This window comes from Veillonella sp. T14073-2, assembly GCF_002959875.1.
Classification (GTDB): domain Bacteria; phylum Bacillota; class Negativicutes; order Veillonellales; family Veillonellaceae; genus Veillonella; species Veillonella infantium.
The window spans coordinates 195,354-209,731 of sequence record NZ_PPDC01000006.1; the positions used below are offsets into that span (position 1 = coordinate 195,354).

Here is a 14,378-nt window from a genome sequence, read left to right on the forward strand (position 1 = left end):
TATGAAGCAATTACATTCGTTTGATGAACTACGTCAAATCAAAGATACAAAAGTATATGCCCTAGGTACCTTTGACGGCATTCATCGAGGTCATCAACGAGTTATACGGAAGGCTGTTGAAGAAGCTGCATCAGTTAATGGTGTTAGCATTATCATTACCTTTGAACATCATCCGTTGACAATTCTACATCCAGAACGTGTTCCTAAGCGAGTTATTCAAGAAGAGGTTATGGATAACGTTCTTGATGATTTGAATGTAGATTATATTTTGCGATTACCTATGAATGAAGAACTACTGCAAATGAGTGCTGATGAATTTTTAGATGCTCTTTGTACGGATATGAATGTTCAAGCCATCGTAATAGGTGAGAATTTTACATTCGGTGCAAAAGGATTAGGTAATCCTACATATATGAAACAAGCATTGGCAGATAAGCATATACAAGTCCTAGTACAGCCTTTATTGCCTTGTGATGGTCTTACTACACCTATTTCAAGTACTGAAATTAGAAAAGCGATTCGAGAAGGGCGTTTAGAAGATGCTACTCATTGGCTAGGAAGACCATTTCAATTTAAAGGGACTGTTATTAAAGGTGATCAACGAGGACGTACACTAGGGTTTCCTACATTAAATTTATTACTTCCTAATGAAATGGCTACACCTCCAGATGGAGTGTACGCTAATCGCGTGTGTATCGATGGCATTTGGTATGATGGGGTAGGTAATATTGGGGATAATCCTACATTTAAAAATCAGTACCATAGATGCGAAGTACACTTGTTTAACTTTGACCAAGATATATATGGAAAAACAGTCCTTGTACAATTTATTTCATATATTAGAGGAGAAGTTAAATTTAACAACTTACAAGATCTTATTGATCAAATGAAGGTGGATGAAGAACAGGCTTTAGCTATTTTGGCTAATGCATAATAAGGGGGTTCTCATGGATATTAAAGAAGCTCGTAAACAAATAGATAGCATTGATGCTGTATTAGTCGCTGAATTTGAAAAAAGACTATCTTTAATCAAAGAAATTGGTAAATATAAAGATGAACATCATTTACCTTTAGTAGATGAAGCGCGTGATGAAAGTATTGTTGCATTGCATACTGCAAATTGCAAAGATAAAACGTTATCACCGTATGTTGAAAATTATATAAAGACTGTTGTTTCTATGAGCAATGAGTTTTTAAAAGAGCATATGCATAAGCATATTTTTCTCATCGGTATGCCAGGAGCTGGTAAGACTACAGTTGGTAAAATGTTAGCCAAAGAATTGGGCCGAGACTTTTACGACTTAGATCAAACAATTCAAGATAAAGTAGGGAAATCTGTACAAAATATTTATATTTATGATGGTAAAGATGCTTTCAGCGAGTATGAATACAGTACAATTAAAGAACTAATTCATAATAAGCCATCTGTTATTGCTACCGGTGGTGGTACTGTTACCTATGACAAAACAGTAAAGTTAATGCGCAATAATGGTCTTGTTGTATTTGTTAACCGCGATGTAAATCATATACTAGATGATTTGGATCTTGAAATTCGTCCACTTGTAAAAGAAAGTATCGAGTATATCTTTAATGTATATGAAGAACGATACCCTTTATACGAAGAAGTGGCTCATATCAAGATTGGCAATGAAGGTAGCATTACCGATGCGGTACAAGAAATTATTGAAGCCCTACCTAATACGGAGAAATAATGGACGCTATACGAGGATTTGTATACCGAACTATATATGAGAATACACAACGTACGTATTGCGTGTTTGTCCTTAAGGATTATAATGAGGAATACATTACTTGTACTGGTAAATTTGAGTCTCCTAAAGAGGGAGAAGATATCGAAGTTCGCGGCCGTTATGTAGAACATGAAAAATATGGTCGACAATTTGATGCTACTAGTGTAGAGAAGTTAAAACCTGACAATATGGGTGTTGCAAAGACCTACTTATTGAACTTAGGGATTAAAGGTTTTGGTGAAAAGTCCGTAGAAAAGATACTTGATTATTTTGGTATTCGTATATTAGAAATTTTACGACAGGAACGTCCTGAAGAAATTAAGGATGTTCCTGGTCTTCGAAAAAGTGTTAAGGATGAACTATTTAATACGTTACTTGGTGAAGGCATTTTGTCCGATTTAAATCACTTTTTTGAAAGTCATCATATTTCATCTAAATGGAGTCGAACTGTATATACTTATTATGGTGTTCAGTCGGTAGCTGTTATAGAGGATAATCCGTATACCTTGTTACGTGTGGCTCCAGACATGCTCTTTGGTACCGCTGATACGCTAGCAGAACACTTGGGTATTACAGGTAGTGACTCTCGCCGTTTAGAAGCAGGTTTAGAATGGATTTTGCGCAGTTTGGATAACCAAGGGCATACATGTTTGCCTGTTGATCAACTTATTGGTCGTTTAGATGATCTATTACAAACTGATGTAGATGATATTGCTAACTTTATTGAAAGTCTTTTAGAGCAGGGTGCTTTATATAGTACTTATTATGAAGACATTTTATATATTTACCCTCCAGAAATGTACGTGTCTGAAGTAGAAAGCGTTCATTATACAAAGGATTTCTTATTAGAGGCAGATCCAATTTCCCTAGATATTCCAAGTTTTATAGAGAAATTTGAACAAGATAACTATATTACTTTTGGGGATGCCCAAAAAGAGGCTATCCAGTTATCCTTCTTTGAAAAGTTTTCTCTTATTACTGGTGGCCCTGGTACGGGTAAAACGACGATTATAAAAGCCCTAGTAAAAGGATTTCAACTTGGTGGCTTGGGACGCATTATTCTATGCGCCCCTACGGGTCGTGCTGCGAAACGACTTACAGAGGCTACCGAGTTTGAAGCAACTACGATACATCGCTTATTAGTACCTGTTCAGGGCAGTGATTCTTATGATTTTACTAAGAATGAAGATGATCCTTTAGATATAGATGTTATCATCATTGATGAAGCATCTATGCTCAATGTACGTTTATTCTATTCGTTAATGGCAGCTATTCCAAAGGACGCTCATGTTATTATCGTAGGTGACGTAGATCAATTACCGCCTATTGGAGCAGGCTTTGTATTAAAAGATTTGCTCGATAGTGACTGTGTGCCTTATACGCGACTTAACCAGATTTATCGACAAAATTCTGGTAACACTATTGTAGAAAGCGCCTATGCTATTAACCGTGGTGAAATGCCAAAACTTGATAGTCTAAGTGAAGAGTTTTCCTTTATACCTGTTAAGTCTTACGATATGATGATGAAAGCTATCATAGATGTATATAAGCGAGAACAGGAGCATATTGAGGATGAATTAGATATTCAAATTATTTCTCCTATGCGACGTGGTGAAGCTGGAAGTACGCTCATTTCTCAGTATGTACAACAAGCAGTTAATCCTCCAGATAGTTTTAAAGGAGAAGCACGCGTTAATGGTATTACATACCGTGTAGGGGATAAAGTTATCCAAATCCTCAATGATTATGAGTTAGAAGTCTTTAATGGTGAGATTGGGATTATATATGCTATTACACGGACCGATATTTGTATCCGATTTATCCATAAAGAGGTTCGTCTACCTATCGACGAAGCACATATGATTATGCCAGCTTATGCTATTACGGTTCATAAGAGCCAAGGTAGCGAGTATGGTGTAGTTATCATTCCATTTGTTCCACGTTATGGTGGTATGTTGCAACGTAATTTGTTGTACACTGCTGTTACACGAGCTAAACGGAAGGTTATTATCGTTGGTACAACGAGCGCTATAGAACGTGCTGTCCGTACTGTAAACGGTGATGAACGATATACATTGTTTAAAGAACGACTACAAGGGAGATGTGATTCGTAATGAGTCTTTGGGATTTCCTGTTTCCACCTGTATGCCCACACTGTGGAGCCTCTGTAGCAACACAAGGGGATTGGTGTGAATCTTGTTTTACTGATCTACTGCATATTCGTCATGTACCAAATAAATTTCTACATTATGTAGAGGATGTATGTGTATTAGCTGAATACCGTGGTGGTCTAAAGTCTATGATTTACGATGTAAAATTCAACGAAAAAAAGGAGCAGTCCAAAGGGGTTGCTCCTTTTTTAGCATCGTACAACCTTTACATGAAATATGATGAGTTTCATATTGTTAATAGTAAGTGCTCTGTTATTTATGATTATATTATTCCTGTTCCGTCTAGCGAAAGGAAAAAAGCTAAGAGAGGATATAACCAAGTTGATTTATTTTTTATCAACTGGGCTAAATCTTTACAAAATATAGATAATAAACATTTTGCTTGGTTAGACTGTTTATACAAATTTGATACTTCTAATGATATGTGGGCGTTAACGAATAAGGAACGACATCAAAATATTGAGGAAGCCTTTGTCATTGGTGCTAACTATAAAGATATTGAATTAAAGGATAAAACAATACTTATAGTAGATGATATATATACTACAGGGGCTACGATTGAAGCCGTAGCAAAGGTCATTAGAGCATATAAACCCAGTAAAATTGATGCATTAACATTAGCTAGTGGTAGTTTTTAAGTATATAAAAAAGCGTTCACCTTATGGTGAACGCTTAATCATGAGACTAACCAAGAACATCGATAAATGCTTTTACTACATCTGGATCAAAAAGGGAACCGGATGCACTAAAGAGTTCTTCTTTTGCTTTAGCTTTAGTTTTTGCCCAAAACTCTGTAGATGGATTTACTGTTGTATCATAGTAATCGGCAACAGCAATGATTCGAGCTCCTAATGGAATGTTAGCACCTCGTAAATGTTTTGGATAACCAGAGCCATCCCATTTTTCATGGTGGTAACGAATATAAGGCAAGATTTGTTGGCAGCAAGGGTAGTTTTCAATCATATTGGCACCACTTGCAGCATGTTGCTTATATTTGGACATTTCTTGTTTATTCAAATATGGAGATTTTTGAATTAATGTATTAGGTACCATTAAAAGCCCTACATCATGCAGTAAAGCTGCGTGACGAATTTGCTCAATTTCATTTAATGGTAAGCCCATTTTAGCAGCAATACTAACTGCATAGTTTGAAACTTGGATAGAATGAGTATAGAGATGATAGCTCTTCATTTGTATCATTTGTAAGAGCTGAGCACTAATGGCTTCTAAACTGTCCTTCTCCAGTTCGTACAACCCTGATGGTTGCATTAATGATAACATAAACATAATAAACCCCTTTAACTAACATGTAGAACATATGGTACAACCCCTCGTACTTATGTTCATATCGTACAACTTTAGGCCGTTCTTATTTAATAGTATACAAATTATACACCATAAATAATATTTTGTGTATGATACGTATGTTCTGTTATACATGTTGTATTCATATTTAGCATACTAAAAATAATTGACATTTTAGGAATGCACTAAATATAGTACCTTGAAATATTAATTTTATAAATATTAAAATAATATGAAGAATATTTTAGGTTTTCTATTACAATTTTCTATACATCGGAAAAAAGGGGTTGCAAATTTTATTCTCATTTCAATGAGAAATAAACGTTAATATGTTCGACAAAGATACAAGTTTTATATATTGTATTTAATTATATATCTTCGTAAATCTAGACATGAATTATGTTATTCTTTATAATACGTCTATACGGGTCTGTGGTTGAAAGTCGATGCCAGTCGCAGGCAAAACGATCCACATAAGCAACCCAAGGGGTTGTGAGCATGGTGCGGCTTAGGTGTAAGTCCTGCCGGTAAAACCGAGAGGAGTAGTAGTGGGGAGTCTCGGACTTATGAGCGAACCTTCCAGCAGGCGAGTGTGGGGGCAAAGACCAGGTCAGCCGTATACGGGCACATGAGGCTTTTCTCATGTGCTTTTTTCTTTTTATACATCTGTATATTAAAAAATCTATAGAAAACCACTATCTATGGGAAAGTTTTTATACATTGATGTTATAATTATACATTAAGTGTATAAAGATGAAATACAAATATAGTGATTTATTGATATTAAAGAAATTTCTATACAAAATTGTTGACATAATTATACTAAGTGATATACTAGTGTAATAAAAATAGTTAGTTTAGTGAACGAGGATGATTTGATGTTAAATAGGAAGTTAAAAAAATTAATCATTGGTGGTTGTATGTTAGTAATGGCTGGTACTGTAATTGGCGGTTGTGGAACTTCTACACAAACAACTTCTAATAAATTAATCGTTGGTACTAATGCCACATTTGTTCCATTTGAATTTAAAGATGAAAAAACTCAAGACTATACAGGCTTTGATATTGATCTTATTCGTGCCATCGGTAAGCGTATCAATAAAGATGTAGAGCTTAAGAATGTTGCCTTTGATGCTTTAATTCCAGCGTTAAATACACATGATATTGATGTAGCAGCATCTGGTATGACTATTACAAAAGCTAGAAGTGAAAAGGTGTTATTCTCTTCTCCATATTATGAAAATGCACTTGCTGTAGTATATAAAGATGGTGCCAATATTACATCCCTTGATGATCTTAAAGGTAAAAAGATTGCTGCTCAATTAGGTACAACTGGTGCTGATTTAGCTCATAAAATTGAAGGTACTACTGTAAAAGAGTTTGACCATAGTAATGAAGCTTTGTTAGAATTACAAAATGGCGGTGCTGATGCAACTGTAATTGACTTGCCGGTAGCTCAATTTTATAGTACTAAACATCCAGACCAACATATTAAATTTATGGCATATCCAAATACGAAAGAATATTTGGGCTTAGCAATCAATAAAGACAACAAAGACTTGCAAGAACAAATTAATAAAGCAATCGCCGATATGAAGGCTGATGGTGAATTTAATACATTATATAAAAAATGGTTTAATGTAGATGCACCAGCTGATATGCCAGTAGTATTAGAATTTAAATAATAGGAGAGATCATGAGTTTTAATTGGGGGTTAATTGCGGATAATTTACCGCTTTTATTACAAGGTGCACTTGTAACCGTTGAAATTACAGCCATGTCTGTAGGCTGTGGTTTCTTTATCGGTCTATTAGTAGCCATAGCAAATTTATCTAAATTTACTGTAGTTAGATTATTAGCAAAATGCTATGTAGATATCATTCGTGGTACACCACTATTGGTACAAATCTTCTTGATTTACTTCGCATTGCCAATGATTACTGGACAACGTATTGATCCATTTATTGCTGCTGTTACTGCATGTAGTATTAACTCTGGTGCTTATGTATCTGAAATCTTCCGTGCTGGCATTCAGTCTATTGATAAAGGTCAAATGGAAGCGGGTCGATCTCTTGGTTTGACTTGGGGCCAAACTATGCGTTATATCATCATGCCGCAAGCTTTCAAAGCAATTATTCCACCATTGGGTAATGAATTTATTGCTATGTTGAAAGACTCCTCATTGGTTTCTGTAATTGGTTTCGAAGAATTGACACGCCGTGGTCAACTAATCATTGCCAAAACATATGCATCATTTGAAATCTGGGGGACAGTTGCTGTTATCTACCTTATTATGACAGTAACAATTTCACAATTGGTTGGTTACCTTGAAAGGAAATATAGCATTAAATGATTAAGTTAGAAAATGTACATAAATCCTTTGGTAAAAATGAAGTATTAAAGGGCATTGATTTACATATCGAAAAAGGTCAAGTTGTAGTTATTATTGGTCCATCAGGTTCTGGTAAAAGTACAGTATTGCGTACTATGAATTACTTAGAAGAGCCTACATCTGGTAAGGTCATTGTAGATGGTATGGATCTTTCAGATAAATCTAAACTTAATGAAGTCCGTGCGGAAGTAGGCATGGTATTCCAAAACTTTAATCTTTTCCCACACATGACTGTAATGGAAAATTTAACCTTAGCACAAACTAAGGTCCGCAAAACATCTAGTGATGAGGCTAAAAAAATTGGTCAATCTTTATTAGATCGAGTAGGTTTGAAAGATAAAGCAAATGCTTATCCTGACTCTTTATCTGGTGGTCAAAAGCAACGTGTTGCTATAGCTCGTGCTTTAGCAATGAAACCAAAGGTTATGCTCTTTGATGAGCCTACCTCTGCATTGGATCCAGAAATGGTTCGCGAAGTTCTGGATGTAATGAAGTCTCTAGCCGAAGAAGGTATGACGATGGTTATCGTTACTCACGAAATGGGCTTTGCCAAAGAGGTTGCGGACCGAGTATTATTTGTAGATGGTGGATTAATTCTTGAAGATGATACTCCTGAAAAAGTATTTGATGCACCAACAAATGATAGAACAAAATTGTTCTTATCGAAAATTTTATAATAATAATTTCTAACATAAAAGGAAGTAAATTCTGTTTACAGAGTTTGCTTCCTTTTTTGACTATTTTTAAAGTTAACTGAATTTGTACATATTAGATTTTATGATATATGAATCTATTTATATCTATTAATATATTTGATAACTTGATTTCAATTCATTCAATTAGCCCCTATAAATAAGCCATTCTAGGTATTAATTAATCTATGAAATACGATTATTGCCATAAATATTTGTGATATATAAATATTTTATACATACATATCTTATGACAATAATTTTTAATTCATATAATTTTATGATTATAAAATTATGCAATAAATTAATATGCTGTTCGCAAATATTTATAACGTTGATAAATAAAGGGTTTTATGTGATTTTTGTAGGGTGGGATACAAATAAGATATCTTTGTATATTCATTAAAAGTGTTAATATTATTGTTTGATATTTTATACATGCTGTGTTATGATACAAGTGTAGTGCAAGACAGTAAGACAATATATATATTTTTAGGAGGATGTTACCATGTTAGGTAAAGTAAAATGGTTTAGCGCAGAAAAAGGTTATGGTTTTATTGAACGCGAAGACGGTAGCGATGTATTCGTACATTACTCTGCGATCCAAGACGAAGGTTTCAAATCTTTGACAGAAGGTCAAAATGTAGAGTTTGATATCGTTGATGGTAACCGTGGCCCTCAAGCTGCTAACGTTGTAAAAGCGTAATTACATACCAAAAAATACATAAAAGCAACATATAGTAAAACTCTGATATCGCATGATATCAGAGTTTTTTTGCTACTACTGAAAGTAATATTTATAATTCTACAAAAAATATAAAAATTTTTTGAAAAAAAGAGGAGTTTTATATGTGAATGTAGAAATACTAAATATAACACGAGAGATAAGTAAAAAAAATACTACACACTCGTATCTCGTGGATGATTTTTAGAAAGGGTGTTGACTTATGAAAGTAGCAATCAGAGGTAAAAACATTGAAGTGACAGATGCTTTAAGAGCATACATCGAAAAGAGATTGAGCAAATTAACTCGTTACTTCGATGATGAGTTAGATGCACAAGCGGTTTTATCCGTTGTAAAAGATAAATCTACTGTTGAACTTACATGCTTCGTTAATAAAATTGTTCTTCGTGGTGTAGAAACAAACGATGATATGTATGCTGCTATTGATTTGGTAATAGACAAAATCGTACGTCAAATTCATAAACATAAAACTCGTTTAGCTAAACGCTTTAAAAAACAAGAGGCTTTCCATCCAGAAGCTTTAGCGGCTCCTGTAGAAGAAGAAGCTATCGAAGTTGTAAAACGCAAACGCTTTGCAGTGCGTCCTATGGATGTAGAAGAAGCTATTTTACAAATGAATCTTATTGGTCATGACTTCTTTATGTTCTTCAATGCTGAAACAGAAGCAATGAATGTAGTATATCGTAGACATGATGGATTCTATGGCTTGATCGAGCCAGAATTACAATAACTTATAATGTCGGCTGACAATAATCCTAACTCCTTTCTACTTTTTTAATCAGCCGATTATTATACTAAGGTGGATGACCATTTTGAGTCATCCACCTTTTTTATAAAAACCTATAAATAATCGTGAAATGCCTTGAATTCTTTGACTATTCAAGGCATTTTCGTTATAATAAATTAGATAAAATAATGTAAGATGTCCTATAGAGGAGTGATTTGTTTGTTAAGCTTTTTACAAAGGCTATTAGGCAATAATAACGCAAAAGAAATCAAGAAAATGCGTGCTATTGCTGATCATATTAATGAAATTGAACCGAATTATGTTAAATTAAGTGATGCTAACTTAGTAGCAAAAACCGATGAGTTTAAACGTCGTTTGCAAAAAGGGGAAACGTTAGACGACATTTTACCAGAAGCATTTGCCGTAGTTCGTGAAGCGTCTAAACGCGTGTTAGGCATGCGTCATTTTGATGTACAGTTGATTGGTGGTATTTGCCTTCATAGAGGTAATATCGCAGAAATGCGTACTGGTGAAGGTAAAACATTAGTTGCTACATTACCAGTATATCTAAATGCATTGACAGGCAATGGGGTGCATGTTGTTACAGTAAATGATTATTTGGCGACTCGCGATAGCGAACAAATGGGGCGTTTATATAACTTCTTAGGGCTTTCTACAGGTCTTATTGTAGCTAATCTCGATTTTAACCAACGTAAAGAAGCATATGCATGCGATATTACATATGGTACGAATAATGAGTTTGGTTTTGACTATTTGCGCGATAACATGGTATCTGATGTATCACAAATGGTACAACGTCCATTGAATTATGCAATTGTCGATGAAGTTGACTCCATCCTTATCGATGAAGCGAGAACTCCACTAATTATTTCTGGTCCTGGTCAACGTTCCACTGATAATTACTATAAGTTAGCTAAAATTGTTCCTCATCTTGTGAAAGATGAAGATTATACAATTGATGAAAAACAAAAAACTATTGCACCTACTGATTCTGGTATTGCAAAAGTCGAAAAAATGCTTGGTGTTGAAAACTTATATGATTCTGAAAATATTGAGTTAAATCATCTGCTTGGTGCATCTCTACGTGCTTATGCTATGATGCATCGTGATACTGACTATGTAGTTAAAGATGGTGAAGTTGTTATCGTCGATGAGTTTACAGGTCGGTTGATGTTTGGTCGTCGTTATTCTGATGGTTTACATCAAGCAATAGAAGCTAAAGAAGGCTTGAAGGTTGAACGTGAAAGCCAAACATTGGCTTCTATTACATTCCAAAACTATTTCCGTATGTATAATAAGCTTGCTGGTATGACTGGTACAGCTAAAACAGAGGAAAAAGAATTTATTGATATTTACGGTTTGGAAGTATTACCTATTCCACCAAATAAACCATTGGCCCGTGTAGATTTGCCTGATCAAATCTTTAAAACAAAGGCCGCTAAATATCGTGCTGTAGTACGTAATGCTGTAGAACGTCATAAAGTGGGACAGCCACTTTTGATTGGTACTACGTCTATTACACAATCTGAAGAACTTTCAGATATGTTATTACGTGCAGGGGTTCCTCATAATGTATTGAATGCTAAACACCATGAAAAAGAGGCGGAAATTGTTGCAAATGCTGGTCAAATGGGTATGGTAACAATTGCTACAAACATGGCTGGTCGTGGTACTGATATTACACTTGGTGAAGGTGTCCCTGAATTAGGCGGTTTGGCCATCTTGGGTACTGAACGTCATGAAAGTCGCCGTATTGATAATCAGTTGCGTGGTCGTGCTGGTCGTCAAGGTGACCCAGGTTCCTCTCAATTCTTCTTATCCTTAGAAGATGATTTAATGCGTATCTTTGGTGCTGATAATATTACAGGTATCATGGATAAATTAGGCATGGAAGAGGATGAGCCTATTGAGCATTCGTTGATTACTAAATCTATTGAACGTGCTCAAAAGAAAGTAGAAGATCATAACTATAATATTCGTAAATATGTCCTCGAGTATGATGATGTTATGAATCAACAACGTGAAGTATTATACGAACAACGTCGTCGTATTTTACGTAACGAATCCTTACGTGACACAATCAATGAAATGATTGATAAACTTGTTACTGAATCTGTAGATGCTTATGCAGATGAAAAATTATATCCAGAAGAATGGGATTATGAAGGTCTTTATAAGCATTTAAGTCAATATTTCTTAACAGAAGAGATCATGTCCTCTCAAGATATGGAAGAGTATAGCCGTCAAGAATTGTTAGAACGTTTACTTGAAATTGCTCATGCTGAGTATCAAGATCGCGTTGATATGCTTGGTGATGCTATGTTTGGACAACTTGAAAAGGCTATTATGTTGCGCGTTGTTGATAACAAATGGATGGAACATTTGGATAATATGGATATGTTGCGTGAAGGTATTGGTCTTCGTGCATATGGCCAAAAAAATCCATTGGTGGAATATAAATTTGAAGCCTTTGATATGTTCCAAAACATGATTGCTGCAATTCAAGATGAAACAATCATGGCGTTATACAAAATTCGTGCACAATTGATTCAAGAAATTGAAGAACCAGTTGACCACTTAGAAGGTGCACAACCCCATCATGAAGATGTGTTGGAGCCACAAAACATAGATTAAGATTTGTGAATGGCACGTTGCTCAATGGGATTTCCTTCTGGGCAACGGCCATTTTTCTATTTTATTAAGGTAATAATTTATCGATGTAATAAGCTAATAAGTTAAAGGTGGTGAACATAAATTGTTAGAAGATTTAAAACCGATTATTTCTAATCTAGAAGAACGTATTTATGGAATGAGGGATTCACTTTAACATTGCTCAGAAAGAAGATAGAATCTTTACATTAGATGTGCAAATGAGCGATCCTACATTTTGGGATGACCCTGATAAAGCTCGTGAGATTTCTCAAGAAGCCACACAATTAAAGAATGCTGTGGAAAGCTATAAACAACTTGTTAGTGATATTGAAGATGCTAATGTAATGCTTGAGATGGCAATAGAGGAAGATGATCGTTCTTTAGAAGGAGAGATTAAGGGTTATGTTCAACAAATAGAAGAAACTGTAGAAAAACAAGAGGTTCTTTTATTGCTTAGTGGTGAGTATGATGCTAATAATGCGATCTTAACATTCCATGCTGGTGCAGGTGGTACAGAAGCTCAAGATTGGTGTTCCATGCTCATTCGTATGTACTTACGTTGGGCTGAAAAAGCAGGATTCTCAATTGAACTGATGGATGAACAACCAGGTGATGAGGCCGGTACTAAATCTGCTACATTTTTAATTAAAGGTGAAAATGCTTTTGGGTATTTGAAATCTGAAAAAGGCGTACACCGTCTTGTTCGTATTTCACCATTTGATGCTGCGGCACGTCGTCATACATCCTTTGCTGCTGTTGATGTAATGCCAGAAATTGATGATACAGTAGAAATTAATATAGATATGAAGGATGTACAGGTAGATACATATCGAGCTAGTGGTGCTGGTGGTCAGCATATTAATAAAACTGATTCTGCTGTACGTATGACGCATAGACCAACAGGTATCGTAGTACAATGTCAAACTCAACGTTCTCAAATGCAAAATAGAGAACAAGCACTACGTTTATTACGAGCAAAATTATTTGAATTAGAATTAGAAAAACAAGCAGAACTTAAAGAGAAAATAGGTGGTACATACCAAGCCATTGAATGGGGCAGTCAAATTCGCTCCTACGTATTCCACCCATATAATCTCGTTAAGGATCATCGTACAGGTGTTGAAACAGGGAATGTACAATCTGTTATGGATGGTAATTTAGATCAATTTATGGAAGGTTTCTTGAAAAAAGAAGCAAATTTAACAATTTAGGAGATATTTATGAAAAAGTTTTTGCTATTCCTATTAGTGCTGATTATTGCTTTAGCAGCAGCAACTCAATTTTTATTACCTTCTTATATTAGTTCTCGTATTGAAAAACAGCTAAATGATTCGTTAAAACCATCTGCTCAAACTGTAAATGTTGAGGCTCAACCTGGATTTAAACTATTATATGGTGAAGCTGATCATGTGTATGGTTCTTTAGATGATGTGAAACTTGGTAAATTGAATTTTGCAAACTTTAAATATGATGCCACACAAATTCTTGTTAATCCAATTTCTTTATTAGCTAGCCAAGAAATTGATGTTGTCAGTGTAGGTAGCTCCAGTATTGATGGTACTGTTTCTAATGAAGACTTGGCTAAATTCTTAAGCACTCAAGCGGGTAGCGAAATTCAAGATGTACAAGTAAACATTACCAAAGATAACATAAGCTTAACTGGCAATATGAATGTAGGTATGGTATTTAAGGGCTCTGTTAAATTAGATGGTAATTTAGAATTAAAGGATAATACTTTACTATTTTCACCTAAGAAATTCACCATTAATGGTGCTACTATCCCAGGTTTAACATCTAATGTATTAGAAGCTACTGAAATCTATAACTTCAACAACTTCCCAATTCCTGTAAAAGCAGAAAGCTTGACAGTTGATAATGGTGAAATTCACATTAAAGTTAAACCAGTGCTCAACTAGAAAGGA

The 14,378-nt window shown here is 34.9% G+C and carries 13 protein-coding genes; 12 read left to right on the forward strand and 1 reads right to left on the reverse strand.

Annotation, left to right across the window (positions count from 1 at the left end; all coding sequences use genetic code 11):
* Nucleotide 1: 1 nt before the first annotated feature.
* From ribF to VCHSUH04_RS04380, 4 genes are read left to right on the forward strand one after another with little or no spacing between them, the layout of a single operon-like run.
* Complete coding sequence (gene ribF, locus VCHSUH04_RS04365; protein ID WP_105085515.1) at nt 2-934, forward strand: riboflavin biosynthesis protein RibF; 933 nt, start codon at nt 2-4, stop codon at nt 932-934.
* Between the two features lie 13 nt (nt 935-947).
* Nucleotides 948-1,712, forward strand: coding sequence for a shikimate kinase (locus VCHSUH04_RS04370; protein ID WP_105085516.1), 765 nt, complete (start codon nt 948-950; stop codon nt 1,710-1,712).
* Complete coding sequence (locus VCHSUH04_RS04375) at nt 1,712-3,865, forward strand: ATP-dependent RecD-like DNA helicase (protein WP_105085517.1); 2,154 nt, start codon at nt 1,712-1,714, stop codon at nt 3,863-3,865. The genes VCHSUH04_RS04370 and VCHSUH04_RS04375 overlap by 1 nt, the downstream gene beginning before the upstream one ends.
* Nucleotides 3,865-4,560, forward strand: coding sequence for a ComF family protein (locus VCHSUH04_RS04380; protein WP_105085518.1), 696 nt, complete (start codon nt 3,865-3,867; stop codon nt 4,558-4,560). Before VCHSUH04_RS04375 ends, VCHSUH04_RS04380 begins: the two co-directional genes overlap by 1 nt.
* Nucleotides 4,561-4,606: 46 nt before the next feature.
* Here VCHSUH04_RS04380 and VCHSUH04_RS04385 read toward each other — a convergent pair whose 3' ends face one another.
* Entirely contained in the window at nt 4,607-5,209 is a 603-nt protein-coding gene (locus VCHSUH04_RS04385; RefSeq protein ID WP_105085519.1) for an HD-GYP domain-containing protein, read from the reverse strand.
* An 896-nt stretch (nt 5,210-6,105) separates the two neighbouring features.
* Between VCHSUH04_RS04385 and VCHSUH04_RS04390 the strand changes: the two genes are divergently transcribed.
* The 8 genes from VCHSUH04_RS04390 to VCHSUH04_RS04425 all read left to right on the forward strand — a co-directional run bounded on the left by VCHSUH04_RS04390 (nt 6,106) and on the right by VCHSUH04_RS04425 (nt 14,372).
* On the forward strand, nt 6,106-6,912 hold the full coding sequence (locus tag VCHSUH04_RS04390) for a basic amino acid ABC transporter substrate-binding protein (RefSeq protein ID WP_105085520.1): 807 nt from the start codon (nt 6,106-6,108) through the stop codon (nt 6,910-6,912).
* Between the two features lie 11 nt (nt 6,913-6,923).
* Nucleotides 6,924-7,580 (forward strand): amino acid ABC transporter permease, encoded by a 657-nt coding sequence (locus tag VCHSUH04_RS04395; protein ID WP_024066676.1) that lies wholly within the window; start codon nt 6,924-6,926, stop codon nt 7,578-7,580.
* Entirely contained in the window at nt 7,577-8,296 is a 720-nt protein-coding gene (locus VCHSUH04_RS04400) for an amino acid ABC transporter ATP-binding protein (protein WP_105085521.1), read from the forward strand. Before VCHSUH04_RS04395 ends, VCHSUH04_RS04400 begins: the two co-directional genes overlap by 4 nt.
* A 523-nt stretch (nt 8,297-8,819) precedes the next feature.
* Entirely contained in the window at nt 8,820-9,017 is a 198-nt protein-coding gene (locus tag VCHSUH04_RS04405) for a cold shock domain-containing protein (RefSeq protein WP_005386847.1), read from the forward strand.
* Nucleotides 9,018-9,258: 241 nt separating this feature from the next.
* Entirely contained in the window at nt 9,259-9,786 is a 528-nt protein-coding gene (gene hpf / locus VCHSUH04_RS04410; RefSeq protein WP_024066679.1) for a ribosome hibernation-promoting factor, HPF/YfiA family, read from the forward strand.
* 216 nt (nt 9,787-10,002) lie between these two features.
* On the forward strand, nt 10,003-12,438 hold the full coding sequence (gene secA, locus VCHSUH04_RS04415) for a preprotein translocase subunit SecA (protein ID WP_105085522.1): 2,436 nt from the start codon (nt 10,003-10,005) through the stop codon (nt 12,436-12,438).
* 121 nt (nt 12,439-12,559) lie between these two features.
* A protein-coding gene (prfB, locus tag VCHSUH04_RS04420) for a peptide chain release factor 2 (RefSeq protein WP_233188267.1) occupies nt 12,560-13,667 on the forward strand; the annotation gives its coding sequence in 2 pieces (ribosomal slippage) (nt 12,560-12,616 and nt 12,618-13,667; 1,107 coding nt in all).
* Nucleotides 13,668-13,676: 9 nt separating this feature from the next.
* Nucleotides 13,677-14,372, forward strand: coding sequence for an LmeA family phospholipid-binding protein (locus VCHSUH04_RS04425; protein WP_105085523.1), 696 nt, complete (start codon nt 13,677-13,679; stop codon nt 14,370-14,372).
* Nucleotides 14,373-14,378 lie beyond the last annotated feature (6 nt).